Annotated in this window: 40 protein-coding genes and 1 pseudogene; 4 read left to right on the top strand and 37 right to left on the bottom strand. The window is 48.0% G+C overall.

Annotated features, from left to right (window positions below):
• A pseudogene (locus tag V7126_RS21425) lies at positions 1-220 on the top strand (lipase); the annotation flags it as partial.
• A 123-nt stretch (positions 221-343) separates the two neighbouring features.
• Here V7126_RS21425 and V7126_RS21420 read toward each other — a convergent pair.
• From V7126_RS21420 to V7126_RS21410, 3 genes are all read right to left on the bottom strand, one after another.
• Positions 344-1144: a hypothetical protein gene (locus V7126_RS21420; RefSeq protein WP_175077665.1), complete on the bottom strand. Its 801-nt coding sequence runs from the start codon at positions 1142-1144 to the stop codon at positions 344-346.
• Between the two features lie 88 nt (positions 1145-1232).
• Positions 1233-1721 carry a hypothetical protein gene (locus tag V7126_RS21415; RefSeq protein ID WP_335498956.1) on the bottom strand — a complete coding sequence of 163 codons (489 nt, stop codon included), beginning with the start codon at positions 1719-1721 and terminating at the stop codon, positions 1233-1235.
• Positions 1714-2151, bottom strand: coding sequence for a sigma-70 family RNA polymerase sigma factor (locus tag V7126_RS21410; RefSeq protein ID WP_335498953.1), 438 nt, complete (start codon positions 2149-2151; stop codon positions 1714-1716). The genes V7126_RS21415 and V7126_RS21410 overlap by 8 nt, the downstream gene beginning before the upstream one ends.
• Before the next feature lie 66 nt (positions 2152-2217).
• Here V7126_RS21410 and V7126_RS21405 point away from each other — a divergent pair, with 66 nt between their 5' ends.
• The gene (locus V7126_RS21405; protein WP_057957766.1) at positions 2218-2604 is read left to right on the top strand and encodes a hypothetical protein; all 387 of its coding nucleotides are present in this window, start codon (positions 2218-2220) and stop codon (positions 2602-2604) included.
• Here V7126_RS21405 and V7126_RS21400 read toward each other — a convergent pair.
• The 31 genes from V7126_RS21400 to V7126_RS21250 form a co-directional block, all read right to left on the bottom strand.
• Positions 2593-3945: a DNA cytosine methyltransferase gene (locus V7126_RS21400; protein WP_335498947.1), complete on the bottom strand. Its 1353-nt coding sequence runs from the start codon at positions 3943-3945 to the stop codon at positions 2593-2595. The genes V7126_RS21405 and V7126_RS21400 overlap by 12 nt on opposite strands.
• Positions 3942-4505 (bottom strand): dephospho-CoA kinase, encoded by a 564-nt coding sequence (locus tag V7126_RS21395; RefSeq protein ID WP_335498943.1) that lies wholly within the window; start codon positions 4503-4505, stop codon positions 3942-3944. The genes V7126_RS21400 and V7126_RS21395 overlap by 4 nt, the downstream gene beginning before the upstream one ends.
• Complete coding sequence (locus V7126_RS21390; RefSeq protein WP_335498940.1) at positions 4502-5419, bottom strand: hypothetical protein; 918 nt, start codon at positions 5417-5419, stop codon at positions 4502-4504. The genes V7126_RS21395 and V7126_RS21390 overlap by 4 nt, the downstream gene beginning before the upstream one ends.
• On the bottom strand, positions 5406-6194 hold the full coding sequence (locus V7126_RS21385; RefSeq protein ID WP_335498937.1) for an HNH endonuclease signature motif containing protein: 789 nt from the start codon (positions 6192-6194) through the stop codon (positions 5406-5408). Before V7126_RS21385 ends, V7126_RS21390 begins: the two co-directional genes overlap by 14 nt.
• Positions 6172-6741: a 3D domain-containing protein gene (locus tag V7126_RS21380; protein WP_335498935.1), complete on the bottom strand. Its 570-nt coding sequence runs from the start codon at positions 6739-6741 to the stop codon at positions 6172-6174. The genes V7126_RS21385 and V7126_RS21380 overlap by 23 nt, the downstream gene beginning before the upstream one ends.
• Positions 6711-7487, bottom strand: a complete 777-nt coding sequence (gene thyX, locus V7126_RS21375) for an FAD-dependent thymidylate synthase (RefSeq protein ID WP_335498932.1) — start codon at positions 7485-7487, stop codon at positions 6711-6713. Before thyX ends, V7126_RS21380 begins: the two co-directional genes overlap by 31 nt.
• Positions 7488-7715 (bottom strand): hypothetical protein, encoded by a 228-nt coding sequence (locus V7126_RS21370; protein ID WP_175077657.1) that lies wholly within the window; start codon positions 7713-7715, stop codon positions 7488-7490.
• A complete protein-coding gene (locus V7126_RS21365; RefSeq protein WP_335498928.1) occupies positions 7715-8311 on the bottom strand; it encodes a dUTP diphosphatase in 597 nt (198 codons plus the stop codon). The genes V7126_RS21370 and V7126_RS21365 overlap by 1 nt, the downstream gene beginning before the upstream one ends.
• 50 nt (positions 8312-8361) lie before the next feature.
• Complete coding sequence (gene nrdF, locus V7126_RS21360; protein WP_335498925.1) at positions 8362-9330, bottom strand: class 1b ribonucleoside-diphosphate reductase subunit beta; 969 nt, start codon at positions 9328-9330, stop codon at positions 8362-8364.
• A 38-nt stretch (positions 9331-9368) separates the two neighbouring features.
• Positions 9369-9701, bottom strand: a complete 333-nt coding sequence (locus tag V7126_RS21355) for a DUF1140 family protein (protein ID WP_065894732.1) — start codon at positions 9699-9701, stop codon at positions 9369-9371.
• Positions 9702-9732: 31 nt separating this feature from the next.
• A complete protein-coding gene (nrdE, locus tag V7126_RS21350) occupies positions 9733-11832 on the bottom strand; it encodes a class 1b ribonucleoside-diphosphate reductase subunit alpha (protein WP_335498922.1) in 2100 nt (699 codons plus the stop codon).
• Between the two features lie 6 nt (positions 11833-11838).
• On the bottom strand, positions 11839-12201 hold the full coding sequence (gene nrdI, locus V7126_RS21345) for a class Ib ribonucleoside-diphosphate reductase assembly flavoprotein NrdI (protein WP_335498919.1): 363 nt from the start codon (positions 12199-12201) through the stop codon (positions 11839-11841).
• Entirely contained in the window at positions 12195-12344 is a 150-nt protein-coding gene (locus V7126_RS21340) for a hypothetical protein (RefSeq protein ID WP_335498917.1), read from the bottom strand. Before V7126_RS21340 ends, nrdI begins: the two co-directional genes overlap by 7 nt.
• Positions 12341-12529, bottom strand: coding sequence for a hypothetical protein (locus V7126_RS21335; RefSeq protein WP_335498914.1), 189 nt, complete (start codon positions 12527-12529; stop codon positions 12341-12343). Before V7126_RS21335 ends, V7126_RS21340 begins: the two co-directional genes overlap by 4 nt.
• Positions 12526-12726 carry a hypothetical protein gene (locus V7126_RS21330; protein WP_335498911.1) on the bottom strand — a complete coding sequence of 67 codons (201 nt, stop codon included), beginning with the start codon at positions 12724-12726 and terminating at the stop codon, positions 12526-12528. The genes V7126_RS21335 and V7126_RS21330 overlap by 4 nt, the downstream gene beginning before the upstream one ends.
• Positions 12723-12983: a hypothetical protein gene (locus tag V7126_RS21325; RefSeq protein WP_335498908.1), complete on the bottom strand. Its 261-nt coding sequence runs from the start codon at positions 12981-12983 to the stop codon at positions 12723-12725. Before V7126_RS21325 ends, V7126_RS21330 begins: the two co-directional genes overlap by 4 nt.
• A gap of 4 nt (positions 12984-12987) precedes the next feature.
• Entirely contained in the window at positions 12988-13353 is a 366-nt protein-coding gene (locus tag V7126_RS21320; protein WP_128747997.1) for a hypothetical protein, read from the bottom strand.
• Positions 13354-13659, bottom strand: coding sequence for an ImmA/IrrE family metallo-endopeptidase (locus tag V7126_RS21315; protein WP_335498901.1), 306 nt, complete (start codon positions 13657-13659; stop codon positions 13354-13356). It abuts the gene before it with no gap.
• Positions 13656-14183, bottom strand: a complete 528-nt coding sequence (locus V7126_RS21310; RefSeq protein ID WP_335498898.1) for a crossover junction endodeoxyribonuclease RuvC — start codon at positions 14181-14183, stop codon at positions 13656-13658. Before V7126_RS21310 ends, V7126_RS21315 begins: the two co-directional genes overlap by 4 nt.
• Positions 14180-14359: a hypothetical protein gene (locus tag V7126_RS21305; RefSeq protein WP_335498896.1), complete on the bottom strand. Its 180-nt coding sequence runs from the start codon at positions 14357-14359 to the stop codon at positions 14180-14182. The genes V7126_RS21310 and V7126_RS21305 overlap by 4 nt, the downstream gene beginning before the upstream one ends.
• The gene (locus tag V7126_RS21300) at positions 14359-15198 is read right to left on the bottom strand and encodes a hypothetical protein (protein WP_335498892.1); all 840 of its coding nucleotides are present in this window, start codon (positions 15196-15198) and stop codon (positions 14359-14361) included. Before V7126_RS21300 ends, V7126_RS21305 begins: the two co-directional genes overlap by 1 nt.
• Positions 15199-15438: 240 nt before the next feature.
• A complete protein-coding gene (locus V7126_RS21295; protein WP_335498889.1) occupies positions 15439-16143 on the bottom strand; it encodes a 3'-5' exonuclease in 705 nt (234 codons plus the stop codon).
• Positions 16143-18320, bottom strand: coding sequence for a DNA polymerase (locus V7126_RS21290; RefSeq protein ID WP_335498888.1), 2178 nt, complete (start codon positions 18318-18320; stop codon positions 16143-16145). Before V7126_RS21290 ends, V7126_RS21295 begins: the two co-directional genes overlap by 1 nt.
• Positions 18321-18682: 362 nt before the next feature.
• Complete coding sequence (locus V7126_RS21285; protein ID WP_335498885.1) at positions 18683-19747, bottom strand: hypothetical protein; 1065 nt, start codon at positions 19745-19747, stop codon at positions 18683-18685.
• 1 nt (position 19748) lies between these two features.
• Positions 19749-20180, bottom strand: a complete 432-nt coding sequence (locus tag V7126_RS21280) for a hypothetical protein (RefSeq protein ID WP_335498882.1) — start codon at positions 20178-20180, stop codon at positions 19749-19751.
• A gap of 13 nt (positions 20181-20193) precedes the next feature.
• Positions 20194-20328, bottom strand: a complete 135-nt coding sequence (locus V7126_RS21275; protein ID WP_255129883.1) for a hypothetical protein — start codon at positions 20326-20328, stop codon at positions 20194-20196.
• On the bottom strand, positions 20325-20573 hold the full coding sequence (locus V7126_RS21270; protein ID WP_335498877.1) for a hypothetical protein: 249 nt from the start codon (positions 20571-20573) through the stop codon (positions 20325-20327). The genes V7126_RS21275 and V7126_RS21270 overlap by 4 nt, the downstream gene beginning before the upstream one ends.
• 24 nt (positions 20574-20597) lie before the next feature.
• Entirely contained in the window at positions 20598-21377 is a 780-nt protein-coding gene (locus V7126_RS21265) for a hypothetical protein (protein ID WP_335498874.1), read from the bottom strand.
• Between the two features lie 247 nt (positions 21378-21624).
• Positions 21625-22149 carry a hypothetical protein gene (locus tag V7126_RS21260; RefSeq protein ID WP_335498871.1) on the bottom strand — a complete coding sequence of 175 codons (525 nt, stop codon included), beginning with the start codon at positions 22147-22149 and terminating at the stop codon, positions 21625-21627.
• Entirely contained in the window at positions 22146-22298 is a 153-nt protein-coding gene (locus V7126_RS21255) for a hypothetical protein (RefSeq protein ID WP_164918143.1), read from the bottom strand. Before V7126_RS21255 ends, V7126_RS21260 begins: the two co-directional genes overlap by 4 nt.
• A 190-nt stretch (positions 22299-22488) precedes the next feature.
• A complete protein-coding gene (locus tag V7126_RS21250) occupies positions 22489-22968 on the bottom strand; it encodes a hypothetical protein (protein ID WP_335498866.1) in 480 nt (159 codons plus the stop codon).
• A gap of 338 nt (positions 22969-23306) precedes the next feature.
• Here V7126_RS21250 and V7126_RS21245 point away from each other — a divergent pair, with 338 nt between their 5' ends.
• Positions 23307-23735 (top strand): helix-turn-helix domain-containing protein, encoded by a 429-nt coding sequence (locus tag V7126_RS21245; protein WP_335498863.1) that lies wholly within the window; start codon positions 23307-23309, stop codon positions 23733-23735.
• A 9-nt stretch (positions 23736-23744) separates the two neighbouring features.
• Positions 23745-24167: an ImmA/IrrE family metallo-endopeptidase gene (locus V7126_RS21240; RefSeq protein ID WP_065894280.1), complete on the top strand. Its 423-nt coding sequence runs from the start codon at positions 23745-23747 to the stop codon at positions 24165-24167.
• 93 nt (positions 24168-24260) lie between these two features.
• On the opposite strand, the gene V7126_RS21235 is transcribed toward V7126_RS21240, so the two are convergent.
• The 3 genes from V7126_RS21235 to V7126_RS21225 all read right to left on the bottom strand — a co-directional run.
• On the bottom strand, positions 24261-25274 hold the full coding sequence (locus V7126_RS21235; RefSeq protein WP_335498859.1) for a toprim domain-containing protein: 1014 nt from the start codon (positions 25272-25274) through the stop codon (positions 24261-24263).
• A gap of 21 nt (positions 25275-25295) precedes the next feature.
• Positions 25296-26642, bottom strand: coding sequence for a DnaB-like helicase C-terminal domain-containing protein (locus V7126_RS21230; protein ID WP_046132598.1), 1347 nt, complete (start codon positions 26640-26642; stop codon positions 25296-25298).
• A gap of 18 nt (positions 26643-26660) precedes the next feature.
• Positions 26661-26876: phage antirepressor KilAC domain-containing protein (locus tag V7126_RS21225; protein ID WP_335498852.1), on the bottom strand; the 216-nt coding region annotated here is incomplete at its 5' end.

Genomic DNA, 26876 nt, shown 5'->3' with positions numbered 1-26876 from the left:
GCTTACGCTCGATGATGTAAACAATACGCTGAATGATTTGGCGCAGTCGTTCGATAAAAAAGGGAATCCGCTGTTTTACGATGTCGATGCCGAAGCGGCCTATATCGCGTCATTACAAGACACGATTTCAGACTTAGAAGAAATCAGCGGCTATCTCGCGCAAATCGCAAAAGATTTTAAAGCAAAAGACAAAATGCTCGCAAACTGGCTAAAATTATAAAATTAAAGGCGCCAATAGGCGCCCTCTTTCGTTTTATGCTCCGCGCGGAAACCCGTATTTAGGCTTCGGCAACTCTTTCGCTCCTACCGTAAATCCCATCCGTATCACCTCCGACATGGTAAATTATACTTTCTTCACGTTAAACATCGCAAGCAGCGTCTTATCAGGCGCCTTGGACTGTCGATAAAACACGTTAGGATTGAACGTATACCGCTCCGGCTCGCTGCCGACCTTTATTCGCGCGACAACGAACTCCCCATCGAATTTCATCTGCTTCAGTCGTCGGCCAAGCGTGTCCGGTGTTACTCCGATCGCGGCCGCTAGCTCTTTCTTATTGAACCATCGGATATGCTTCGGATTCTTTTCGAAAGGATTGGCGCAAAGAGCGTTTGTTTCGTAGTGGATAAACGGCAGCATACGGTAAATCAGTCCGATGTCTGTCGCCTTCACCTCGCTGTATACCTTCTTAATCTTCGCGGTATATAATTTGACAACGTACTGGCTACCGAAGTTACCTTTGAAGTGGTAGCGCTCGTTCACCGAGTATATGCCGTCTTCTTCCCGGATAATATCGTGCTGAATACACGCGTTCAGAAAATCGTAGAATGTCATACGCTTTTTCGTGAGTTGGAGAACGGACATCATATCCGCTGTGGTCATCGGCGTTTTATCGCGGCTAGATTTAACGAGAACACCGTTATAGTCGACGTAGCATTGCAGCAACATCAGATAGCCGCATTGTGCCGTTGTGAGAGCGTCATAGACTTCGTGAATGTTAGACATATTCGCGTTGGAAAAGTCGCGTCTGTCCGTCGACTGTTTTTGCTGTTCCCGGAAGGCTTCGTCCTGGTTTCGGTGTCTAAGCGTGTAGTCTGTCGATAGATCTTCGCCTGTCTCTGCGTTTACTACTCGTAATCTTTTCAAAATATCGTCCCCTTTTTCGCAAAATAAAAGAGCGCGGATTTGGCGCCCCCATAACGTATAGACAGCTAAACGGGTAAAAGTATCGGGTTTAATGAGAAATTTTTTCGCCAGTTTCGATATTGATCGTGAACTGTCCCGGAGATCTTCCCTTTACGAAATCGTTGTAGCGGTTCCTTCGCTCTTTATTTCGCGCCTTAGCCGCCCTATCGACGAACTTTTCTTCGTATGAAGAGCGTTTTCTTCGCGTCGGAACTTTATAATTTCGACCATCTGCTCCGTACTCTTCGGCAAGTTTTTCGGATGCTTCCGACTTGATTCGCTCTTCTCGCTGTGTTTCGCTCATGATCGGGTACTCTTCGCGGGTCATTTTATCCGGATGAGGATTCGTTAGCTCCTCGTAGATAATAAGATTCGCCATACGTTCAAGTGCCGCGGAGTCCGGAGGGTTTCCGACTGAATCGTGGTAGGCTTCCACAAGTGCGTTAATTTCCTTAATTCGTTCAATACGATCCAATTCTCCGGCCTTTGTTCGTTGATATAATTCGGTAATCATTTCGTGCAGTAGCGTTTTATCCATTAGTACGTCCTCCCATCGTGTAACCTTCGCCGTGCCCCGCCCAATAGTAGTAAATATCCGCAATTTTCTCCGCAGCGCGGTCTATCGGATCACTTACGTTTTGCTGAGCGATCCCCATCCGTTTCCCCGCCTCGACTTGCGTCAGGTCTTCGAAATATACAAGCCGGATGGCCTCGCGCTGCCTGTCGGTCAGGTCCGCAAGCTCAATCGCTTTGTGCAGATCGATCAGCACTTCGGCAGCTTCGTATTCTCCGAGTCGTTTGCGGCTGACAAACTTCGGATAATCGGAGAGCAGCGTTTTGACGCCCTCCGCATTGTCTAGCGCATATGTCGTTTCAAATTCGCGATCCTTTCGGTGTAGATCGATTTTGACTTTTCCGATAACAACCGCCTCCTTTTTCGTTAATAACTTCGTTAACAATCCGCACATCACTGTTGACTATCGGTAACTAATCCGTCTATACTTAACGTAAATACTTTCGTAAGGAGATTCGATATGGCTCTTACGTGGATATCAAACGACTTTGAACGCAACCTCAAAGCGTATATAACAATCGAAAAGCATCGACGTTTGTTTATTTCGGCTGGTGCCCGGCGAATCATCGGATTACCTGCGGACGGACCGTTTTATCTTACGGTTGCCTATGACGCAGAAGCAAACCGCATTGTGGTCGGAAAGCCCGAACTCGTTAATCAGCCGGACGTCAAGCCGTTTAAGTTCGATAAGCGGGGCAACGTGTCGGCTAGGCCGTTCTTACGCAAGGTCGGCATTGATGTCGATAAGCTTCCGCAACGCTATTATTTGATCGGCGATGGTGAGGCGTCTAAACAACCGTACCTAGCCTATCCGAAGCACACATACGCGTTTCAGTTAGACGAGTAATTGTTCCGCAAGCGCTCGCCCTACATACCACGCAACACGCGAAGCGATTCCGTTTCCGACAATCCGATACTGCGCCGATAAGGAAATATCGTCTGGCAGGACGTAAGTATCGGGCGCAGATTGGATTCGGAGACATTCACGGACTGTGAAACGTCGTGGTGCTTCGGTCGGATGAATCGGCTGACCGCTGTTGTGATGTGCCGGAATTGTGTTAGAAGGTTTATCTAGCGATTGCACGCGATTGGCTTGATCGTAAGTGTATTCGCTTTTTGGCGTCCAATAAGATTTTTCATCGTGATTAGCGTAAAACAAACCGTAAGGAACTCCTTTGCCCATAACTGCCGGAATAGTTCGCGAAGGTTCTTCCATCGTAACCGGACGATTTTTCGCAACTGATGCCGGATTGCGATTTAAGTATGCGATTTGCTTATCGTTTAGCTGAACTCCCGGCTCCGGCAGATCTCCGATAACATCACGTAATACCTTCGTCTGATAGTCGCCTTCTAACGGCTTCGGAAACTCGAAAGTGATTCCGAGGTCTTTTCGTATTCCGACGATAAACACGCGCTCTCGATTCTGGGCTACTCCGTAGTCCCACGCGCTCAGCACTTCCCAACTAATCTCGTAACCTATTTCGCTAAATCTTTCGATAAGAGCATCGAATGTCGGTCGATGTCTCTTCGTAATAAGCCCCTTCACGTTTTCAAATACGAAGGCTTTCGGCTGTTTGCGCTCAATAATTTCGAGGTAACGGAAGACTAATTTACCGCGTTCTCCATCGGCTCCTGCTCCTTTACCCGCAACCGAGAAGTCTTGGCACGGAGGACCGCCGAAGATTACGTCTGTGTTCGGCAAGCTGGCGATATCAATTTCGTTAATGTCCGCCTGTTCTACGTAATCACCGAAGTTGTGACGGTAGGCTTTGACGGCATTCTTATCGAAGTCCAACGCCTTTATGATATCGTAGCCGGCCGCTTTGAATCCGATTGCGCCGAGACCTCCTCCGCAGAATAATTCGAGTACAGTCAGTCCGTTCGCCGGAAGTTGCGGCGTTAAGTTAAAGTCGCCCATATATTCGCCCCCTTCGATTGGTTCATTCGGATGTAAGTGACATGTAGCTTTCGCCATTACCGACGCCGTGATCGTCAAAGCCGGCTCATCCCAAGACATTTTACGAAGATATGTCGTTTGACCACCTCCGCTATAAAACGCCCCTTTCATAAACGCCTTCTGTTCTTCTTCCGGAAGATCGCGCCAGTTACCACCATCCGGAATCTTGTGCGCATAGGGTTTCTCATCATTTCGTAACCCGTATCCGTAATGATTCGGAATATTCGTCACTTCAACACCTCCGCCATAATCTCGTCCAGCTTTGCGTATAACTCTTCCGGCTCGCCTGCGTTTTCTATTTCGTAATCAACTTCGAAACTATTGACGGCAAGCTCAGTCGGATGCTCTAAGTCGGCAAGCGTGAAAGCATCGCCGGCTTTTTTGGCGCGTTCAATACGGAGCTCGACCGGAGCTGTTATGCGGATAAATACGAAACCTTCGTCCTTCAAGCGCTGATATTCGTTAGGCTGCCGACAGTCATCAATGATTACGCGATTCTTTAGCATCGTATTGTTGCCGCATGAGCAAGGATGGCGGTCGAGATAGGCGGCTACTTTCGGCATAAGAGCGTCGATCCATACGTCCTCTCCGAATTGTTTCCGCGCCCATTGTCCGAACTCTTGGTAATGAGCGCGTGGCTTCGGATTTCTCGGAATGTACGGGAATGCGCGGTGGAATGCGTCCTTCAGTTCGTCGCCAAATGCGAACGGCTGGAAATCGTAATGAAGCGAGATATATGACGCTGCGAGCGACTTGCCTGCACGAAGTGGTGCGGTGAGGGCGATCTTCATTGGCGTTCCCTCATTGCGTTAAGAAGTGCGGCAACCTCTTCGGCTGTGAACACCTTTTCGTCCCTCTTACCGTTTGTAATGGCGTAAAGATTGTAGATCCGGTCATTTTCAGCGTCTTGAAAATCGTCAATACGATCCTTAATTTTCGCTAATTCTTCGCCGTGCCTCCGGTTGTCTTTGTGAAGCGTGTCTATTTCGTCTTGTAGACGCTTAACTTCTTCGTATAGAAAATCGGTCACATCCTCGTTTGTAGCATAATCGTGTACGATTCTATCCTCTAGCTTAGCGATATCGTGACGAATGTCCGAAACTGAATTCCGCAACTCTGCAATCCTTCCCGGTCCCATTTCGTACCAGCCGAGCTCTTCCTTGATTCGTTTATTCTCGCGTTCCAACTCCGCAACACGCGTCGCCAGGTTAGCGATAACGTCGATCGGGTCGGATGGCTGTGGTTCGTCGGCTTCGACCGGGACGAGTACACGATAATCAGTTTTCTCGACAATTCCAACGCCCAACTCACCGACGCTAGCGTCATCGAAGACATCGGTCACAGTTAGGACTTTTCCGACTGGTAATCGACCGAATTGCGTTTGAGTAGTAAGAATCTTATCGCCCTCTTCCGCCTTGCGATCGGTTAATTCGTAGCGCTCCGTACCGTCAGGGCCGTCAATGTGGACGATGTTGGTCGGTTCGAGAGTATTTACGAAATCCTGACGTATATAAAACCCGCTTTCGAGTTTATAGTCGCCCTCAAAACCTCGGACTTCTACAACATGCTCTGCCGAATTGCCCTCGCCTGGAAGTACTACCATATCGCCAACCTTCGCCTTCCTATCGACCTCTACATATTCGCGTTTGATTCCGCCAAGTGATTCGTCAGCCAATACGTGGATTTTTTCGTTAGTTTTCGTCATAATATCGAGCTCCTTTCGTAATACGATAAAACTTTAATTTCTCTTGAGGTATTTCAGGGACATCATTTAAAACCACGTATTCCCCAAACTGTTTTATAGCTTCATAGTTATAGGCATTTGCTGCCGCAACTTCAGTACTGAAAGTTCCGAGATGTTTTCGTTTAACTCGAGCAACGAACTTTCCTTCTCTTGTTCGCGAGACACCTTTGTAAACGCTGGAGTATGTTCTTTTGCTAGAATTTCTCTGTTTTGGCCTATTGACTTGATTGAGGGAGTTAGTTACGATCCTCAGATTTGAGCGCCTGTTGTCAAGTTTATTTCCGTTCGCGTGATCTACATACAAATTGTCTGGACAATCGGTTAGCAGTCTGTGAAGATACGTTTTTAATGTCGGGGAAAAGATATAGCCACATTTCATCTTTGACCAAAAATATTTTGATACAACCTCTTTGTCTTGTTCATCGATAAGAAAGGAGGTTTTACCTGGGATCGTTGCAATAATATACCCCTCATAAGTTTTGAATTCTAAATTTGTTCTACTCAAATTCTCTCTTCTACAATCAAGCTTATCCCCGTTGATATGTCTGATATAAATATTCCTCTTCGTCTCACCCAAAACCAACTTACGTAAGAAAAGGCCTCTCTTACCATGAATCGGCTGCCAAGACAAGACATCTCCTCGTTTACTGATAGACCATTTGTATTCGTCGTATTTTTCTAGGGTATCTTGATCTACTAAAACTTCCGTTCCGTCAGTTGTTAATAATTTTGGCACGTAGCGACCTCCTTCCGAATGAGAGCGCTTCTTTTTCTGATCGTACGTAGACATCAAGATACCCTTCCTTTATTGCGCCGCCCCTGTCCTCGCAAACTCTAACGCCAACACCTTCGATTTGAACTCTTGTTCCGAAGGGAATGGACGGCGGACATGCTATCGTCCTTCCTTCTGCTGTTTTCTTTCCGCTAGCTGTTATCCCATAACCGGGATCGCCTTTAGATTTACCAGTCGATGAGAAGCCGTTAGTGTAGGCGGTGACCTCATATGTCCGCCATGCTGACGTTTTGGTGGCGGCCGGAGCCGGTTTCTTCTTCGTTTTCCTCAGCGCCTTGATTTCGTCCTCAAGCGCCTGTATCTGCGCGTCCTTTTTCGTTATCTCTTTCGTTAATTCTTCGTTGCGTTGTATGGCCGCTTCCTCTGGCGTAAGCCATGGCGGCTCTGGCGGCTGATCTGCCGGACAATGGCCGGAGAATAGCTGCGCTGTTAGCGTGAGATTCGTTAGGATTCCGATGCTTACACCTCCTCGAAGAATTGGTTCGTCCATGGATCTACGTTAACGACTTCCTCACGCAAGGCTTCCGCTAGGTCAGCGATCTCCTTTTGCGCTCCTTTGCCCGGCTTGCGTTTCGAATAGAATTCGAGTAACGACCGTAGATTCGCAGTCAATACGAGATTAGTTGCGGCTGCTTGCGGTAGGACGGCGCGGGCATCTTCCGCAGGCACTCCTAACGCTCTCAATTCGTCATATTTCCGCTGTGCGTCTTGCATTGCCGCGATAAATATGGCGTCGGCATCCGGATCATCGATTTTATCTGGTATTACGTAATCAAACCCGCCGATCTTATCATTGCTTCCCATCCGCACATACCGCTGTGACTGGACGCTAAAGCTAAATCCAACTCTGTGCCGTGTAAGCTGCGCCAATAACGCCCGGCTGACGCCCTCAATCGCAAAGGTGAACGTTAGGTGTTCGAGGGTCGACGTGTGACCGGAACGGACGATCATCCGGAATAGGCGGTCGGCGTCCGTTCCTACGCCGCCGTCTGACGCTTTGGAGCCGAAATACTTGGCGCCTTCCTTTGCGACGATTTCAGACGGCTTGTTGGCGCTGTAGCACGTTCTGATTGCGGTTAGGGCGACCGCTTGGCCGTCGGTTGGGTGCAGATCGTCCAAGGTGTTCGTAAAATATTCGCCAGATTCATCGTATTTTCTGTAATCGAGAGTCTGTTTGAATTCGTCGCTTAATTGCGTATGTGCGATTAGCTGTACGTTCATTTTGGTTTCCGCCATTTATTCGTCCTCCTTCGCTAGACTTTCGAAAACTCTTCGGTATTGTTCGTTAATAGATTGCGTAACTATATCCCGCGCCTTCTCTTTCGTAGTGATCCGAAAGGTACAATCGTCTTTTCCGTATAATCCGTGAGTGACAACATAATCGCGAAACAGCTCGTTCATATAGTCGAGGTCGCCCGCGCCATAGAATTTTCCGTTCAAGAAACAGGCGTATGTTTGCGCCATTATATCAGCTCCTTTCCCATCGTCCCTCCGAAATATTCCGGGTGCGGACTTCCGACGCCGCTACTCCCGAAACCGTCCGCACCTCTATCGCTATCGCCCAACTCGGCCACTTCCGTAAATGCCGCCTGCTCGACCGGCTTAATTATGGCCTGGGCGATGCGATCTCCTTTGCGGATGATGTACGTCTGATACGCAACTTCATCCTGTTCGACGTAATCACCATACCGACTACAGTACCGTGCATGCTTTGCTGTTTCCGTAGTAGTTCCGTCAATATGTTCGTACTTTAGCGAATTGAACGGTGTTATTCTCTCTGCGATATTATCGACAATCACTCCGACCTCGCCCCGATAGCCTGCATCCACCGTCCCGAGCTGAACGCGTAAAGGCGTCTTCAACGTAATGCCCGAACGCGGTCGGATCTGCATTTCGTAGCCTTCCGGAATCTCGAATGCTAGCCCCGTTTTGACTAGCGCGGTTTTTCCCGGCTCGATAATGACGTCTTCTGCCGCAACAAGGTCGAAGCAGGCGTCGGAGGCGTGAGCGTATTGCGGAATTTGTGCATCGGGTGACAGGCGTTTAATATTTACGTTCATTCGAAAACCTCCTCGTTAATATTTGCGTATATACTTTCGTTAATGGACGCTTACTCGAAATAGAAATCGCTGTCCTGGAGCGCCTCGACTGTAGCCTTTTTGTAAGAATTTCCCTTTTGACTGAAGAAGTCGTGGGACTTTGTTTTTGTACTTAATCCGTTCATTACAATCGGGTTCGGTGTTTCATCTTCGAAATACGGATCAAAGCCGAGGTTCATCAACGCCTTGTTTCCGTTGTATCGAACGAACTTCTTAACGTCGTGAGTCAGTCCGACCTGATCGTAAAGATCTTCGGTGTAGGCGATCTCGTTTTCGTAGAGTTCCGCAAGCAATTCGACGGCAAAGTCGCGTAATTCGAGCTGCACATCCGACTCTTGACGGTTGTAAATTTCCTGTGCAAGTAATCCGACATAGACTCCGTGGATCGCCTCGTCGCGGATAATCAAATTAATAATCTCGCCGCTGTTCATCAGTTTCCCTTGACCGTAGAAATATAACGGATAGTAAAAACCGCTATAGAAAAGGAAGCTTTCGAGATAGACAGAAGCGACCATCGCCTTGTAAAGCGAAATGTCATCGCCTGGTTTAATCGCGTTGTATAGCCCACCAATGACTTCGGCTTTTCGCTGCAAGTATCGATTCGTCTTCACCCATTCGAACAGTTCCGTAATTTTCTCCGTTGGCGCAAGCGTCATGAAGATGTTCGAATACGACTTCGCATGGACTGCGTTTTCCATCATCGCCATAAAGTTCAGGACGGCTTTGCGCTGATGACCGGATACCTGGGCGGCAATTAACGGCATTCCCGTGTTTCCTTGTTCCGTGTCGAGTAGCGTTAGACCCGCGAGAACTTTCATATACGTATCCTGTTCGTTAGCGCCGAGATACTTCCACGTTAGAAGGTCGCCATTCAGCGAAATCTCTTCCGGAAGCCAAAACTGCTTAACGTTCTGTTCGTAAAACATCTGTGTGAATCCATCTTCGTGTTGCGACCAGTTGGCCGCTGTATATTGCGTCAATTATTCGTCCTCCTTCTTTTTGTTATTTTTCGGATTTACTAGCTGCGTCTGCTTAAATATTCGTTCAATATGTCTTCATATTTATCTCGCATGAACTTAAACCTGTCTTGATGCAAGTTCTCGCTCCACCCGGTTAATTCATCAAGATCCTTCATTTGCTGAAATCCTTTTTGGATTTCCTCGTAGTAAAATTCAATGTCTCCCACCGCTCGCCAATGCCTCGCTGTTCTGACTTGTTGCCCTGTTTCGGCTGTTTTCATAGCTATATTTAAGGCTTTTGTTTTCTTGTTTTGATTAGAGAGTATGTTCGATGCGATTTTCTTCAAAATGAGATCGCAGTAAACCTTAACGAAATTAGTTGGTTCGCTCACTATCAATACCACCTCCTATCAATCTGATAATTTAAACCACGCATGACAGGCAACCTTCCTGCCCCGTATCTTTAGTCCGCGCATAATACAGCGTCTTGATCCCTTTGTGATGTGCGTATAGGTCAATTCGGTTTAGATCGCGTGTCGTCATCGTATCCTTCAGGAACAGCGTAAATGAAATGCCTTGATCGACATGCTGCTGAATTGTCGCAATCATATCGACGACTTTAAACATATCCATGTCGTACGCTTCCTTGTAGAAGAACCAATTCTTCGCACTTAGCCCCGGCATCGGATAATACGTCTTGGAGTTTCCGTATGTCCGTTCCTCTATGCGCTCCATAATCGGCATGACTGACGCCGTAGCCGACTGCACATACGAAATAGATCCCGTCGGCGCAATCGCAAGTCTATACGAATGGTAGAGTCCGTATTTCCGTACGTTATCCTCCAAGCGAACCCAATCGATGCGTTCCGGAATTTCAACGCCTTCAAACAGCTTCGCGACCTTCTCCGTTTTAGGACGGAAGTCCTCTGCGATGTACTTATCGAAGTAGCTGCCGTCTGCATACGTTGATCCTTCGAATCCCTCGAACGTGCTTCCGGTTTCCTTCGCAAGCTCCATCGACCGCACCAGCGACCAATAATTAACGAGCGCAAAGAATACGTTAGCGAAGTCGCGAGCCTCTTCCGATTCATAAGCGATCCCATTCTGCGCAAGATATCCGTGCAGGTTCATCGCTCCGAGTCCGATCGAACGCATCTGACGGTTAGCCTTCGCGACTGCCGGCGCGTTCTTGATATTCGTTGATTCCGATACGACCGTCAGCGAATCGACCGCGAGCTTAACCGTTTGCTCGATCGACTTGTTCGCCATGACGTTCGCAATGTTCAGCGAGCCGAGATTGCACGAGATGTCGAGACCGATTGCGTCCTCTTCGCCGTAGTCGGAGTACTCGGATACCTGCGATGCCTGAAGCACCTCCGAACACAAATTCGAAAATTTAACCTTCGAAATGTGATTCAGCGCATGAGCAGCGTTTACGTTATCTTCGAACATGATGTACGGATATCCCGATTCGGACCGCAGAATCGCGAGCTTTTCGAGTAGCTGACGCGGATTGATTTTATCTTTGCGGACATTCGGATTCTCGACGAGTTTGTCGTACATTTCTCCGATATCCATTTCGTCAAGATGTTTTCCGTATTCCTTATAGACCGTATGTGGATAGAAAACATATGCGTCCCGGTCATCTCGAGCTAGTTCGATGAACTTATCCGGAATGACAACGCCGATCGACAGCGTCTTGACCCGGACGTCTTCATCTGCGTTAATCTTTTTGGTATCGAGGAAATCGTTGATATCGCGATGGAACACGTTCAAATATGCTGCTCCTGCCCCCGCTCTTGCGCCTTGCTGATCTGCATAGCGGAAGGCATTATCGAGGAGTTTCATAACTCCAACGACGCCCTTCGTTACGTTCTCGATTCCTTTGATCGATTCACCTTTCGCTCGCAACTTCGATAAATTCAAACTTACGCCTCCGCCCATTTTCGAAAGTTGCATCGCTGTTCCGATCGCCATTTGAATATCGTTTAAGGAATCGTTAACTTCGAGAAGGAAGCACGACACTAACTCTCCGCGTCGCTTCCGACCGGCATTCAAGAACGTTGGCGTGGCCGGTTGATATTCCTGACGGATCATCATTTCCGCAAACTCGATCGCCTTGGCTGCGTCTCCTTTCGCGAAGAACAGCGCACAGATGGCGATGCGGTCTTCATAGCGTTCGAGGATCTTCTTCTTATCGTTCGTCTTGAGCGCATAGTCGTTGTAGAACTTAAACGCACTCATAAACGAAGGGAAACGGAATTTGTGCGCATAAGCCGCCTTGTAGACCGCTTTGATCTCGTCAAACGTATACGGCTCGAAGACTTCGCGCTCGTAGTAATCGTTATCGATCAGATAATCGAGCTTTTCGCGCAGATCGTGGAAAAATACCGTATTCTGATTCACGTAATCTATGAAATAACTACGGACGGCTTCGGCATCCTTTTCGAATTGAAAGCCGCCGTTCTTCCGTATCATAATTTCGTTATTAAGTTCGATATACTTCGCGTGCTTATTCGTCAATAGCTCTCACCCTTTCCGTAAATATTCGCTCACAAACTCGCGAACTTTAGCGACATCCTCCGCCGTGCCCGCAAGTTCGAACTTGTGGACGATCGGCACTCCGTACTCTTCCGCAATCAAGTCCGCAGCCTTGGCGAAGTTATCGCCCCAGTTACGATTGCCTGACGCAGCCACGCCCGCCATTAAATCGCCATTGTCCGCGAGGAAGTCCCAAACGGTGCCGGCGACCTGACCGAAGCCGTAAGTCCCCGTTACCAAGACGAACGGTTCCGTTAAGAGCATATCGGCCTTGATTTCGACTGCAGGCAGGCCGGTCTTGGCTACGAATCGGCGAACGTTGCCAGCCAGCGAGTAATAGGCGATTAGCATAACGACGCCACCAACACTCCGATAGGAATTGCGTACATAATCAGGACGACTATCTTCGCGAGTTTAGCTCTCGTTGTTTTCGCTTCGACCGTCACCGTAATCCACGCAAAGAAAAGCAGGCACGCTATCGCAACGTATGTCATTCGGAATCATCTCCGTCTTCTAATTTCGATAGTTCGTACTGTAGTCCGTTGATTTCGTCCTCTGCCGCCTCGATCTTATCTTCGAGGTAACGAATGTCGTCCCGGAGAGCCTCGATTTCGTCCTCGTGAGTATCAATCTCGAACTCCAAATCCGCTATCATTTTTTCGATCTCTTCGCGTGTCATTCGATCGACTCCTTCCGTTTTAATTCCGCCTCTATTTCGTCTTTTCGCGCCAGAATCCGGTCACGCTCGATTCTTAATTCGACCAGCTTCGTATCGTGCCGGCTGATTGCGTAATCAACATCGATAAGTTGTTCGTCAAGCCATCGCAAGGACTTCCGCAATTGTGCGGCCGGTACGCCGTAACATTCGTACGTCATTGCGTTTCCTCCTTAGCGTTCTTTTGATCGTGTTTATGTTCGCGAAACAGTCGGTCCGCCAATCCGATCAGTAGCGCGGTCACCACGAAGACAACTGCGATAGCGACTCCGACTTTAACGATTGCGACAACCGCCGGAACCGATAGCAGCGCCGTTACGATAACGTAAGCGGCCGAGAATCCCGCAGAAAACAGACCGAGTAATATGATGAGCGCAATCAAATACGCCAATGCTTCGATAAGTCGCTGCTTAAACATTCGATCACTTCCCTCCGATCGTGTCTAGGATTTCTTTGATCGCGTAGTATTCCGGGTTGATCATCTGATTTATTCCGATAGGGATAACGAAAAAGCTTACAATAGCAGTTATCCCTAAGGCTACTCCGACAGGTATCGAAACTAGCGTGTATGGACTTGTATCGAAAGAATCTATCACTTTATTGTGTTCTATCCCTTTTTTCAATAGTTTAGTAAAAACGATCCCAAGAAAAATAAGCGCTGCAATAGTACCCACAACCCCGATAGCTCCATTTACAATCTGCTGCTTAACGAGAACTCCGTATACATGCTCGGCCGCAACTCCGAGCTTTGCCGCCAGCTTATCGATATACTCCATCGCTTTGTCCATCTATTCGCCCTCCTTTTCTCGTATAAATCCGAAATCATTGTCGCGAAGAACCGAATGGAGAACGGTAGCCACACGGTTGATAACGTCCTCGTCCTGCTCCATAAACCCCGATTCGTTAAAAATTGCGTGTGTAAGTTCGTGAATTAAAACGTTATTGATACGCGAAGGCGATAGCTCCTTCTCGATCTGAATACTCGTATCTTGATACGTTACCTGCCCCCAAAGGTTATGAAGACGATTCAGTTCCGGTACTAATTTGACCGAGTAATCAACGCCTCCAACCCGAAAAACTTTTCCGTCAATCATCGCGTTTCCTCCTTCGGTTTAATAATCTTCTCGCGAATCAGATACGTCAGCGCCACCGCACACGCATCGCTATGATCGTCCGTTGCGAATTTGTGGTCGTCCGGCAATCCGAGCCATCCCCGAACGCTCTCGGCAACTTGCGGCTTCTTTGCGTTTCCGTTTCCGGTGACCGTCTTCTTAACGTTAGCCGGCGTCACATGTACGTCAATATCGTATCCGTATCTGTACAGCGCCCGCTCGATCGACGACCATGTTCCGTGAATCTTATTGTTCTGCGCGTAGTTGCGGCTTGGCGGCCATATCTCCCGAACGACCACATCGAACGGTTGATTATCGCGAACAAATAGCAACGTAAAGGCTTCGATCTCCTCATAGCGCAACGGCTGATCGGTTGATGCGGACGTTTTAAAGTGGGCAGATTTTATGAGGCGAGCTTTTCCGCCCTTTGCTTCGATGATCGCGAATCCCGGCGATGTTAACGAAAGGTCAAGGCCGAGGACCCGGATAGGCTTGGCGCTACTCATCGGGTCTCCCTATACGCAACAATTAAAACAGGTCCAGCAGCAGTCAACGTATATGTGTTTTTAACATCAACACACAAACCTTCAGCAACACATTCGTCAATAAACTTCTGTATCCCATAGTTAAGCTGATCATTGTTCCAACCTTCGATAACTTTCGCTTTAACAACTGACCTCATCATTCCGCCTCCTCTTCGACTTGTACATCCGCCAAGTATTCTCGCAAGTTATTATGATCGTACTTGCCCGCCAAGTTCGACGTAGCATAACGTCGTTCAGCCTCGAATAACATTCGCTTTTCTTCGTCCGTCAATTGCGATTTACAGTGACCTTTGAATGCACAGAACGCGCATTTTCCGGTCATTTCGATCGTCATTGGCGGAATCTGTTTTTCGTAAACTAACCGCGCTTGTTCCGCTAAGTCCGCGAGTAACGCCTCCTGCATCTCCTCGGTAATGACGAAGTGGAACGCCCGCAGGTCCGGCTTCGGTTTGCCGTCCGCCCAGGTCTTGCGCGTCTTCGGAACGCTCTTCTTATCTTCGTCCGAGAACCACGACGGCTTTTCGGTAGATTCGTAGAGAATGATTCCTTCGTTAATTCCGAACAGCAGCGACTCGGCCGTTACCTGGCGCAAATGATGGCTGTCGGCGCCTTTGAAATCGAGCTTTCCGTTCATTGCGATAAGACCGGTCGCCTTCGTTTTGTATTCGAATAGCAGCTGCCGTCCCTGATAATCGAGAATGCCGTCCGGCTTTGCGGTGATGGCGAACTTGACTCCGTTTCGTTCGAACACTTTCCACGCCTTCACTGCGTCTTCAAATGCGTATTGCCCATCATCAGTTTCTGCGATAGTAAATTCGGCTTTATCGCCGAGACGCTTCGGCATGTGAATGAGATCGAGCTGCACGAAGTCGACGATCGCCGTACCTTGGCGCCGCTGTCTGCCGCGAAAAGGCTCATCATGGGACTTCTCCGGCTTGGTTGCGCTGTTTTTGAAGAAGACCTGACGATCGCACATGTCGGTGCCGGACGCGCCAAACGTGACTATATTCGGATCAGGATTCGGCTTCCAACCGAGATGCTGCAATTTTTGTTGGTAGAAACGACGTTCGAGTTTATCGATGTAATATGACGAGCTTGGATGCGCATAGTAGGCGTCTAGCTGATCGATGAAAGCCTGCGCAATGTCTTTCGGCTGTGATTGCGATAAATGTGCCCGCAGTGAATTTGCGGCTGATCTTCCGCTTGAATTCGTCAATTAATCACGTCCTTTCATTGCGCGACCAATAATTCCGCCTAATTTAAAGAACATTTCGTGGTCTTCCGGGAAAGCACGTAGTAATCGCATTAGGTCGGTATTGTCTAACGCTACCAAATGCACTTTGCGGACAATCGCGTTTTTAGGCGTGAATTTTAACGGGCGATCTGCGGAATCTTGGACGATGTTTAGGAAACCGTTATATTCTTTAGCGACACGCGGTAGATAACGTTTGAATACTTCGATTGTCGCCTCTACGTCGTTTAGCGCCCTGTGATGCCCGTTCAATTCGATATTGTTGCGCTTAACCACGTCCTTCAAGCTCGCGGATAACTCCGGCTCCACAAAACGAACCATAGCTCGCGTACAATGAAAGTGTTCAGGTTCGATCCCGCCTCGACTAATAAACGAAAGATCGAACGGGGCATTTTGCGCGACTACGATAGAATCGCCGATAAACTCTCGTAAACTATTAAGCGCCTCGGCTTCGCTCGGAGCATCTTCGAGATCCTTCGCAGTGATTCCGGTTAATTTCGTAATAAATTCCGGTAGCTCCCGGCCTTCCTCAAGCGCAACCATTGTGTGGAAGCGATCAATTTCATCGCACCAGTCATCAATTTTAATCGCGCCAATTTCGATGATCTGATCGTTTTGATAATCGAGTCCTGTCGTTTCCAAGTCGATTACAACGTATTTCTTTCCCATTAAACCGCCTCCCTATTTTTAAACCATTCATCCACCGAGAAACCATTTCCCCATCTGCGGCAGATCTCGATATCAGTCTTGTTCGGAATGTTTCCGAAAACGTACGTGTTCAGCATGACATCCTCGAAGTCTTTCACGTCTTCTCGCGTGATGGTGTCCGGTACTAAAAGCAGCGCTTCATCATGAACCACGCACCATATCCGCCATTCTCCGCGTCCTTCAGCCGTCTTCCTATCGCACAACTCTTGAAGCGCAATCATCGTCGCTTTGGTCTGTATCGCTGCTGACCCCTGAACTCTTGCGTTTGTTGACTGCGTATAAACCGCCGAGTAGTGGCCTTTAGCGTTACGGTCCTTCGCGTCAGGCAGACGTCTCTTACGTTGGCCGCGATCCATCCAAACATATCCGTGCTTCTTAACGAAGGCTTGATTCGATTCGACCCACTTTTTGACCACCGGAAACCTTTCGAAGAAGTTGTCTAGGAACTTCTGAGCCTCTTTCTTCGATATTCCGATAGCGTCCTTGAGCATGTTCGCGCCACCCCCGTAAGCAACCGCAAGCATGATGACCTTCGCCTGTTTCCGGTATACTGATCCATCGCCGCATTCTTCGATCGGCTTATTGAAAACCTCCGAAGCGATTGACGCGTACAAATCGTTACCTTGCAAGTAGTTATCGACTAGCTTCGGATCTTGCGAGAAGTACGCCAGGCATCGGTATTCTTGCTGACTCCAGTCTCCGCCTAATATCGCGTATCCTTTAGGAGCTACGAACATCTTCCGGGCTTCTTTCGGTTGGTTCTGTAGGTTTACGCCTGTTCCACCTGATGAGAACCGACCGGTCTTTGCACCGTTCTGATTGAAATTCGTGTAGAGTTTGCCGGTCCTCTTGTCGATTAATTCCGGCAAAGCGTTGATGTACGTTGAGTACAGTTTGAACTTCTCCTTATACTCGAGCAGCTTCTTAATGATCGGATGTTTGCTAGCGAGAGGCTTCAGAACTTTCTTTGCGTCGGTTGAGTCGAGTTTTTCTCCGGTCGCTTCTTCTAACGCTGGCTTTAATTGCGCCGGCGAGTTAATGTTGATGTCGCCCAACTCGTCGATAATCTCCGCATACAAACGATCGATTTCCGATTTGATCTCCTTACCGTATTCCTCCGCGAAATCTAGGTCGATGTCGAATCCGGTTGACTCGAGCTTCTGTACGACGGTGATTAACGGAACCTCGACCGTCTCATAGTAGTGAAGGATATCCGGGAACTTCTTCAGATGTTCGCGTTGGAAATCGCGAAGCTTCCTCGTCACATCACCGTCTTTTGCCGCATAAGCAAGCGCAATTCTTAGATCACTCACTTCATCGAATCCGATCTTTCCGAATAAGTCTTCGTATGTGTCCGATTTAATCCGTAGATATTTCGTGACGAGGTTCTTCAGCGCAAAGGACGGTTCATTTTCGTTAAGCAGCCGCATCGCTTCCTGTGTGTCCCACGTAAGGCCCCGCAATGTGATTCCTTCGCGGTCCAGCATGTGAATATCGAACTTTGCGTTATGGGCGAGCTTTCCTATCGATTCATCTTCGTAAAACGGCCGCAGCTTTTCGACGACAAAGTCGTTATCTAATTGCGGATGATCCGTCTTATGTTTCGTTGGGATATACGCGTGGATGTCCGCTTTAATAGCCGTCAATACATGGCCGACAATGTAGTCGTTCCACACGTCTGTGCCCGTCGTCTCGACGTCGAATACGATCTCTTCTTCGTCAGCAAGTAACGCAAGGAAATCGTTGAGCTGCGCTTCGTCTGTAATCAGCCAGTAGTTTTCCGGCGTATTCTCGACCATCTTCCGCAAGGTTTCCTCGCGCTGCTGTTCCTGTAGCGTCTTCCATAATCGCATCGCCTCCGCCTTGCTGAACGCTTTCGGATTGCCGGCCTTGTTCACGCAGTCAGACGGGTTCCTTGCGAGCTTGCCCGCTTCCATTGCCGCCTTGACTTCGTTTAATCGTTGGCGGTCAGTCTCCGATAGCTTGCTCGCGAATATCCGGCGCCAACTCTCCTCGATCGGTTCCGCCGTTTTCGCCTTTTGCCTCCGCTTAGCTGTTTCGGCAACTTTTTCGTTTTTAACTTCGTCATTTTTCGGCGTCAAAGCGCTAAGATTCAACCGTAGATTGCCGAGTTCCATTCGCATCCTCCTTTCTCGCGTGATAGATTCGGACTACTCCGAGATAAAATTTATGGCACCGAAAAATAATGCCATAGATACGTATAATCCAGCGAATAGCCATTCCGAATTGTATATAGCGATTACGGACAATGCAGAATTATATATACCGAAGACATAAGCGAATGCCCTATCCGACCTGCTCATAAATCGACCTCCTCCGTCCATTTCCGTCTGTATTCCGCCTCATTATCCGCGTACCAATCCGACCAGCAAGCGTCGTCGCAAAAGTACCGGTCGAAGAGCGAGTCATATGTTGCGGATCGCCCTTCGTTCAATACCCGGTTACATGCGGCGCAGATGGCGGCAGGTTTTGCGGACACTTACTCGGCGTCCTTTCGATCGAAACGTGCTTCGACTGGCGCGATGAGTTTGACCCTTACAGGGCTCAACCAATTGGCCGTACTGCCGCCTCTAACATTAACCCGGAATGTGTTGCTATCAAAATTACCAACAGTACCGATATCACCTACTGACAAGTCTGAGTAGCCCGGGTCTGTTACGCATACTACATCGCCTTTTTTATACTCGTCAACCTCACGTCCGATTGCGGCCCATCTCTTACGATCTTCCTCTTCGGCCTGCTTTCGTTTTGCTTCGGCAACTTCTTCGTTAGTGGCGCGAACGAGTGGGTCTTCGGCAAACCAACCTGCATTATCTCCGTTTAAATGTTCGGTTAGGAACGGAATTATCGAATTATCGTCCTCGGTAATTTTTACGATATCACCGCGTTTAGACTGACTGTTGAAGGTGTAATCAACCTTCGCATAATCACCGACTTTCAACCGTTCAGGCTTCGGCTCGGCCTCGGCGCTTGCGGAGCTGACTTTACGGTAGACTTCGAATGCTTCTCCGTAGGTATCAAAATCGTCTCCTTCGTCATCATGGATGCGTGGATCTCCGCAATCATCCACGCGATAAATTCCGTAAAACTTCCCTGCGGTTAGATATTCGTCATCAGTTTCGATAAACTTAACGAAATCGCCCGCCTTCGCCTCGCTCTTGTCAATCCGTACGTACTTCGGTTCAGCTTCGACTTTTAGCGCAGCAACGTCGGTTTCTAACGCCTCGACGCGATCTTCTAATGACGGTTGAGATGCGGAGACTTTGCGGAAGAGTATGCTATTTCCGTCTGTTACGGCATTTCCGTGAAAGTCGTCTACCTCATCTCGGACAGATAACCATGAAGTATCCTCGTCACGTACTAGTAGGTAAAATTCGCCTAATTTAAGATCCGGATGCCTATGGCCGTTAAGCACCAAATCTCCGGACTTTCCGACTCGTCTTGCGTTCCCTTCCACGCGCTCATATTCCGCACCGTTATACGAAACCTTCGTAATTTCGCCGTTCACCATATCGAGAGTCTTAACGCCTTCTAATTTCGCCATTCTAAACCGCCTCCGCTTCGTTATTTTCCGCAAAATCTTCCCGCATGAAATTCAGATCCATTTCGACCCAGCGCTTGCCTTCCCTATCCGACGGCCCCCAATAGTCGGTAATGCCGCGATTGTCGAACATCCAAACGCGAGGGAATTCGCCCTCACCGATCAGCACGCCGATGAAGAAGTCGACGTCTTCAGGCGTATATGGCTGGCCGTCGCCTTTGCGCCCCTCCACCGTTAGGTAGCCGCGTTTTTCCCGGCGATCACGAATCGTCTTAACCTGGAACGTCTTCCATTCGCCTGTGCCCGGATCTCTTGCGCTGATATCGAACGGTTCTTCCGTCTCCGCTTTTGATACCGCCTGCCACCCGCTAGCTAATAAAGCCGCGCGGGCGATCAGTTCGGAATATTTGCCGATAGTTTCCTTGAGATGCGCCATTCAATCGTCCTCCTTAGTAAACCGGCGTAACGTCAGCCGATTCTCCCGTGATGACTTCGTATTCTCCGACAACCTCTTCGTCGGTCATTTTCGCAACTAGGATCGTTGGGTATTGTGCTTTCAATAGAAACTCGCGGTATTTTTTCACAAACGATCGTCCTCCTCGACTTCTTCTTCCTCTTCGAAAACGAAATCCTCTCCGTTTTTACCCGCTTCATAAGCCGCCCTCATCAATGTTGGAATATCGTATGTGAATCGTAGATCGCGCTCAAGAAAAGCGTCCTCAGGACAGTCGTTCAGTGGATATACGCTTACTTGAAGCTTCCCATCAACGTAAATATCTACAGTTGCCATATCGTCGTAATTAGTTCCGTGGACCATTTTTACGATCATATACATCGCTCTCCCTTCGTCTTATTAAAACGGCAAATCTTCGTCGTTTATTTCTTCGTCAGCTTTTTCGTTATTTGAGCCAGCACCGAGGCTTTTTCCGATCAGGCTGATATCGAATCCCGCTGCAACTAGGTTTTCGATCTGCGTCTTCTCGTCAGCTTCGAAAAGCAGGCCGTCGAACAAAGACATATCGAATTCTTTGCCGTCGTATTTGCTGAAGTTCTCGCGTTCCTTATCCGTTAAATCCTCTTCCATATCGATAAACGGCGTTAAGCTGACCGTCGTTGATGTTCCGGAACCCGTTTTCGAAAGCTCAAACGCAACCTTTCCGAGTTTCTTTTCAAACTTCGTGATAACTGCGTAAACGGCCTGCGCTTGCTTTTTCGAAAGGTCGATGATGATTGGATTACCGGTTTCTAAGTCGATGAAGCCGAGTGCATAACGTTCTTTGACGCGGTACTTGGCGGCTTCTTCCTTGTACTTCTCTTCCGTTTTTGAGTCGCCCTTATCCGCAGCCTCCTTCTTCAAATCCTGATAATACTTCCAAGCGAGATCCCACGGTGTGTAATCCGCAACCGGAAATCCTTTATCGTTCATTTTGCTTGGGTTCTCCGCAACGAACGAGTTTACTTTCTTGTAAATACCGTAGCTGTAGAAACGAATAAGGTCTTCGGTACCGAGTACGCGAACCTTAAAGGAAGATCCCGACTTAAAACTCGTAAACTCCATCCCGTTTCCGCTTCCGCCTTCGTTCGTTGAGTTTAAAGCGTTGAGCGCCGCCGCGCCTTTTTGAAATTGACTCATTCGATTTCCCCCTACGTTTTAATTTTGAGGCTTTTCGCCCTCGCAAAATGCCGGTATCTGCGTCCGAAACGGCGCCAGCGCGAAGCAGTAGCGACGCGACTCTTTTACTTAACGGACACCCCGACATTCTCCGAGCGCCGGGCCGCACACTCGCCGCCCTCATTCGCTCTCTTCGCGATTAACTTCGTAAATAAGTCCGCCAATTACAAGCGCTGCAATGACGCCAACAATTTCGATTAACCATGCGTTAGACATAGGCGGCAACTCCTCTCGCTGTACGCGTCAGTTCGCGTCTTAATTCGTGCGATTCCGTCGGTAATTCGTCCATACGCATACGCACCGCATTAATTCGGGCCTGCAACGCCAATTTAGTCGATAATGACCGGGCGCGAGACAAACGGTCTTCTAAATATCCGATCTCTTCTTCGAGTTCATCGCGAAACTTATCGATCCTAGCCACCTCTTCCGTAATTTGTTGCGACATTTTCGTAATTTCTTCCGTAATGAAATTCGTCACTTTACGCCGAATTCGATTGATGCATCCCTTATTCGGTGGGATTACGGTTTTAACAACGTCTTCATCTACCGCGAGCATGAACGTTGCTCCACGATGGGAATACATCCGAGCATCTTTTCCGTTGTTGTCCGGACCGATGCCGCAGTAAATCGCATTAGATAACATCTGCGACGCCCATGCTTCCGGCGTTTGGTTGCCGATCTTAAATCGTTTAGTAATTCGTTTCTTTGCGTGGTGGGATAGCGTTACTTTCATCCGACGCGCACCACCTGGATCGAAAGTGGACGGTAGTAGTCCGCCGGATCTTCGTCGACCGGCCATGCGCCTTGATATAAAATTTCGGTAAGTTTGCGCTGGTCTAGCGCTGGATACGTTTGAAAATCGATAAATTTGGGGATATTCATAGTACGTTCGCCTCCATGTTAATTAGGTATAACGAACTAGATCGGAAGGTGTGTTCGCATACTGTTCGCTTGTCTTTTGACAACAGATTAGATATGATAATGGTGTAACGAGTGCCTTCCGGGCTAGTTACGTATAGAAAATTACGCTGTTAATTGGGATTGGCAGTGTGCCCTGAACCGTTGGATGAACTTACGGTGAGACTCGGGATTTCCTCCAAATCGCTTCGCCAAAAGCGATGAAATTTCCGAATCGTTTGTGCATCCTCGGTTCCAAATTGCCAATATCGTTTTTTTTTCGTGGGTCGTCCTGCGCCAACAGGGCGATCTTTTCTTTTAATAAAACCTCGCCTACGACGTTCGCCGAAATGTCTTCAGGTTCCCATACAGTTCCATCCTCACCTTCGAATGAGGTGTCGTATCTGATTCTTCTCTTTTTCCCGGTTAAAAAGTCAGCTCTTACACTTCTGATTATTTTTTGAATGAGAGCTTTCTTCTCTCTCCCGTTGTCTCTGAATGCCAACAAAGCTTTTCCGATTCGCCAATAGCATTCTTGCTCAAAAGAAGTGAAATCTGGAATTAGATGAGCGATTCTTTCTGACTCCCTTATGACATATGGAACGGCACCGCTCTCCAAAGCAATTTTAATCCTATTCAATTGTTTTTCTTTCAAATGTTTTTCCTCCTTTGTCCTACACTATATAACACGTAGTTGGCATTTACTTTTGGGACATCGTTTCCGGAATTTTTTCTTATCTTTATTTTTTTGCTAATTATTTAGCTTTTTGTTGACTAAAAAATAGGATATATGCTAATATCTAAGCATAGCTAATAAACCCTACAATTACAGCCTTTTACGTTGGGGAACGTGGTCTTAGGCTTTAGTTTGTAGTGTCCTGAAAGCTAAATAAGTAGCTTATGAACACAGTTTAATAAACTATATGCTAATTGTCAACACAAAAATAGCATAAAGTTTAATTTTTGTCATAGGCTCATTTAAGGATGGTTGATATGACAATAGTTGAAAGGGTAAAAAAGTTGGCAAAAGAGCATAAAATATCTTTGGCTGAACTTGAAAGGAAGACCAAATTATCAAATGGAACAATTAGAAGATGGGATGAAAAAACTCCAGGTATAGACAAAGTTCAAAAAGTAGCTGATTATTTTAACGTTTCAGTTGACTACCTTCTCGGCAGAACAGAAAAGGAAAACTTTGAGCCAGAACTTACAGAAAAAGATGAAAGAGATATACAGAAAGAGCTACAAAAAATTATAGAAGGGTTAGAAGGCAAGAACGGGTATGCTGCATTTGACGGCCAAACTCTTGACGATATGGACGACGAAGATAGAGAGCTGTTAATTGCAAGCTTGGAAAACTCCCTACGTCTTGCCAAAAGAATTTCAAAACAAAAATTCACTCCTAAAAAATATCGTAAGTAGGTGCCTTTTGTGGAGTCAATTACTAAAAAGATTAAATTAATAACAAAGAAATTTGAAACAAACAATCCATTTAAAATTGCAAAAGAGTTAGGAATTGAAGTGGTATATGAAGACTTAGGAAAAGCCTTAGGGTATTACAGTAAGCATTTTAGAGTTAAGATCATTCACATTAATCAGAATGCCAATGAACTAAGTAAGGAGTTTACTTGCGCTCATGAATTAGGTCATGCGATCTTTCATCCAGACGCAAACACTCCTTTTTTAAAAAGGCAGACTCTATTTTCAACAGATCGAATCGAGTTGGAAGCTAATTTTTTCGCAATTAATTTGTTGTTCTCATCCGTTAATAGTTGCGTCACCGTAAAGGAAGCAATTGAACAATACGGAATCCCTGAGAAGTTAATTTTATCTTACCTAATCGAAAAAAAATAATAAAAAAACAGAATATACATTCTTTTTAAGAAGGTATGGACGACCTGTACGAATGGGACGTCGAAGAATAACGGCAGTCGGTCGTTGACGGGATTAAGTGTCGCCCGTCAACGCAAGACTTGGCTGTTTAGGTAACTTAAGACGCCAGCTCTTAACGTCCTCCGCACGCTCATACACCGCCTTCAACTCCGCTCTTCCCTTCGCAATCAAAAATTCATTCGCATCCTTTCCTTTCGTAATATATCCGTGTGCCAGTCCGACTTTCCCGTATAAATAACGCTCGACCTCCGCCCGCAACTTCTCGCCGGCCTTATCGTTATCCGTCACGATAGTTACGTGTTCGATGGGAGACTGGACGATAATGTCCGCTTTCCGTTGGTTGAACGAAGACCCACCGGTCCCGATCGCCGGCACCCCCGCCGTCATCCACGATTGCGCATCGATCTCCGCCTCGCATAAGACAACGCGTGTCAGCCGCCGTTCATACACGACATTCATTCCGTAAACAAGGTCCCGTATTGGCCAGCCACCTTTGACGTACCAAAACGCCTTGCCCCGCGTCGATCGGTATTTTACGTTAGCGAGCCGCCCGTTCGGCAACCGCCAAGGCAGCGCAACCGCACCGCTAGCCATACCGACTCCCATTAAACGTTGGACAGCCGGCATGATCCCGCGCCCTTTCAGATAATCGTTAGGCCCCGTAGCCACGTCGTCAAGAATCGATTCGCTCAACGGTTCGCGATTCTTGGCTAGCTTCAGCTTCGGAAGCCTGAGCGTAAGTTTTCCATCATCCGATTCCGGCGCATACGCATCGATCAGGTATTCGACCGTCTCTTCCTCGGTTTCTTCTCGCAAGAAGGCGAGCAGCTTAACGAAGCCACCCCGCGCATACTCTGCGTCATAATAGCCGCTATCGCCCCAATAGCCGGCCTTCGCGGTCGCCGTGTCTTCGAGATAAACGTAAAAGCTCGGCGTTCGGTCATAACGGAAAGGGCTGGCGGCCAGCAATCGCTCATCCGTCCAGGTTGGCCGCGTCCATTCGAATTGTTCGAGCTCATAACGTATGTCGACGTCGACCGGGCGGCCGTTTAACGTCAATGTCGGCACTTCCGTCTCACTCCTTTCGACCTAGAAATCGAACTGATCCGCCCCTTCTAGCTGCTTAATGACGCCAAACTGCGGAAGATAAATGATCTCAGCGGCCTTTCCTTCGCCACCATCCCGGCCTTTATTTAGTCCGATCAGGCCTCGACCTTCCTCTGCATTCGTATCAACCGCAATCAGTAGCGCAGCATCTTCGAGCAAAGCTTTCGTTTTCTTGACGTCCTTACGCTTCGGCAGCTTTAATTCGGAGTCTGCGTCTTTACCATCGCCTTCCTCCGCCTGCGTTAGCGCAAAGATGGTCGTTTTTGTTTGTCCGGCCAGACGACGGAGCTTCATCGATGTATTGGCCGCGTCTCCGCCCGCTGTCTTTGACGTGTTCTTTTCGTAATCGAGATAGTAAAAAGGGTCGAGTAGCACGACGTCGGCTTTCGTTTCGAGGATATCCGCCTTCAGGTCGCGCAGTTTCCGAGAGTCGAAGTCCTCATCGTCTACCGCGCGGACAATGATGTTACCCGGGATAATTTCGTTCATCTTATCGAGGAACTCCATAAAGCCGGCTTCGAATTCGTCGGATAGCTTGCCTTGGCGAACATCTCGCGAGTTAAATCCGGCCTCAATATCGACGCCATCAAGATTCGCTTTTGTCACGCCAATGCTTGCCGAAATTGAAACGTAGAGCCGGACAAGAACCTCGTACCAGCCCATCTCCATCGACCAAATTAGTACGTTCGCCCCCTGCATCGCGAAATTAATTGCTTCCGCTAGTGCAACCGCCGATTTTCCCCGGCCGGATTTCCCATAAATGACGTATACGTTCGATGAAACATAGCCGCCCATAGCACGGTTTATGAAGTCGAACTTACTGCGCCAGATCCGGAAAGACTCGCCAGCCTTGCGGTTTTCGTATTCGGCTTTGAATTTGTCGATATCTCGCTTTATATCGATACCGATTGTATCTCGAACGTTTGTTCTCATTTTAAACCTTTCGGCCTGCTCCGTCAACCACGTAAAAAATTCTTCCGGATTATCTTGCGCACTTTCCCACCGTTTCATAAATTCAGATTCGCCGTCTCCTTTACCGTTAACAACTTCGGAAAAGGCACGCAAAGCCGCTTGATTCCGTAATTTCTCCGCAAGGTAATCGTAGCTGGCCTCGATATTAAAATCCGGCTGGAAGTCCGGCACCTCATTCGCCACCATTTCGGCAGTCGGCGCCTGGCCTCCGTGTTTCTCCGCGTACTCCGTGATGTATCGGAGTGCCTTGCGTTCGCCTTCCGTCGGCAGATCCTCGGCGGCAATATTAAAGCGCAGCAACGCGTTCGGATCGTTCTGTTCGATCACCTTCGATAGCATTAAAACACCGTAGTTCATCCGCGATCCCTCCTCTTCTTACGCTATATGTTCGATTTCCTTCATCCTCATTGCGTTGAGCGTGTTCGCTCCTCCGTACTCTTCCAGCTTCCTATCGATGAAAGAAACGCCCTTCGCAGTAACGTACGTCTGTACAAAGTTAACTCCGTAATACCTAGACGGTGATTGTTTAACTTTAAAATAGCCTTCGTTGATGTAGCGCTGATAAGGAACCGGCGAGCCTTCTTTCCGAAC

Source organism: Bacillus sp. JJ675, from assembly GCF_036963165.1.
Taxonomy (GTDB): domain Bacteria; phylum Bacillota; class Bacilli; order Bacillales; family Bacillaceae; genus Bacillus; species Bacillus glycinifermentans.
This window is presented reverse-complemented; position numbering and strand designations above follow the sequence as displayed.

Coding starts and splice junctions, on each gene's coding strand:
- V7126_RS21390 (WP_335498940.1), bottom strand. CDS start 5,419: ATGACGAAAACTAACGAAAAAATCCACGTATTGGCTGACGAATCACTT.
- V7126_RS21295 (WP_335498889.1), bottom strand. CDS start 16,143: ATGGGAAAGAAATACGTTGTAATCGACTTGGAAACGACAGGACTCGAT.
- V7126_RS21315 (WP_335498901.1), bottom strand. CDS start 13,659: ATGATTGACGGAAAAGTTTTTCGGGTTGGAGGCGTTGATTACTCGGTC.
- V7126_RS21405 (WP_057957766.1), top strand. CDS start 2,218: ATGGCTCTTACGTGGATATCAAACGACTTTGAACGCAACCTCAAAGCG.
- V7126_RS21330 (WP_335498911.1), bottom strand. CDS start 12,726: ATGACGTACGAATGTTACGGCGTACCGGCCGCACAATTGCGGAAGTCC.
- V7126_RS21325 (WP_335498908.1), bottom strand. CDS start 12,983: ATGTTTAAGCAGCGACTTATCGAAGCATTGGCGTATTTGATTGCGCTC.
- V7126_RS21285 (WP_335498885.1), bottom strand. CDS start 19,747: ATGGCGAAATTAGAAGGCGTTAAGACTCTCGATATGGTGAACGGCGAA.
- V7126_RS21310 (WP_335498898.1), bottom strand. CDS start 14,183: ATGAGTAGCGCCAAGCCTATCCGGGTCCTCGGCCTTGACCTTTCGTTA.
- V7126_RS21245 (WP_335498863.1), top strand. CDS start 23,307: ATGACAATAGTTGAAAGGGTAAAAAAGTTGGCAAAAGAGCATAAAATA.
- nrdI (WP_335498919.1), bottom strand. CDS start 12,201: ATGCTAATCGCCTATTACTCGCTGGCTGGCAACGTTCGCCGATTCGTA.
- V7126_RS21305 (WP_335498896.1), bottom strand. CDS start 14,359: ATGAGGTCAGTTGTTAAAGCGAAAGTTATCGAAGGTTGGAACAATGAT.
- V7126_RS21365 (WP_335498928.1), bottom strand. CDS start 8,311: ATGAACGTAAATATTAAACGCCTGTCACCCGATGCACAAATTCCGCAA.
- V7126_RS21395 (WP_335498943.1), bottom strand. CDS start 4,505: ATGAAGATCGCCCTCACCGCACCACTTCGTGCAGGCAAGTCGCTCGCA.
- V7126_RS21280 (WP_335498882.1), bottom strand. CDS start 20,180: ATGGCGCATCTCAAGGAAACTATCGGCAAATATTCCGAACTGATCGCC.
- V7126_RS21265 (WP_335498874.1), bottom strand. CDS start 21,377: ATGAGTCAATTTCAAAAAGGCGCGGCGGCGCTCAACGCTTTAAACTCA.
- V7126_RS21415 (WP_335498956.1), bottom strand. CDS start 1,721: ATGGATAAAACGCTACTGCACGAAATGATTACCGAATTATATCAACGA.
- V7126_RS21300 (WP_335498892.1), bottom strand. CDS start 15,198: ATGTGCGATCGTCAGGTCTTCTTCAAAAACAGCGCAACCAAGCCGGAG.
- V7126_RS21370 (WP_175077657.1), bottom strand. CDS start 7,715: ATGGCGCAAACATACGCCTGTTTCTTGAACGGAAAATTCTATGGCGCG.
- thyX (WP_335498932.1), bottom strand. CDS start 7,487: ATGGCGGAAACCAAAATGAACGTACAGCTAATCGCACATACGCAATTA.
- V7126_RS21380 (WP_335498935.1), bottom strand. CDS start 6,741: ATGGACGAACCAATTCTTCGAGGAGGTGTAAGCATCGGAATCCTAACG.
- V7126_RS21340 (WP_335498917.1), bottom strand. CDS start 12,344: ATGACATACGTTGCGATAGCGTGCCTGCTTTTCTTTGCGTGGATTACG.
- V7126_RS21270 (WP_335498877.1), bottom strand. CDS start 20,573: ATGATCGTAAAAATGGTCCACGGAACTAATTACGACGATATGGCAACT.
- V7126_RS21410 (WP_335498953.1), bottom strand. CDS start 2,151: ATGTGCGGATTGTTAACGAAGTTATTAACGAAAAAGGAGGCGGTTGTT.
- V7126_RS21320 (WP_128747997.1), bottom strand. CDS start 13,353: ATGGACAAAGCGATGGAGTATATCGATAAGCTGGCGGCAAAGCTCGGA.
- V7126_RS21255 (WP_164918143.1), bottom strand. CDS start 22,298: ATGAATATCCCCAAATTTATCGATTTTCAAACGTATCCAGCGCTAGAC.
- V7126_RS21335 (WP_335498914.1), bottom strand. CDS start 12,529: ATGACACGCGAAGAGATCGAAAAAATGATAGCGGATTTGGAGTTCGAG.
- V7126_RS21230 (WP_046132598.1), bottom strand. CDS start 26,642: ATGAACTACGGTGTTTTAATGCTATCGAAGGTGATCGAACAGAACGAT.
- V7126_RS21290 (WP_335498888.1), bottom strand. CDS start 18,320: ATGGAACTCGGCAATCTACGGTTGAATCTTAGCGCTTTGACGCCGAAA.
- V7126_RS21260 (WP_335498871.1), bottom strand. CDS start 22,149: ATGAAAGTAACGCTATCCCACCACGCAAAGAAACGAATTACTAAACGA.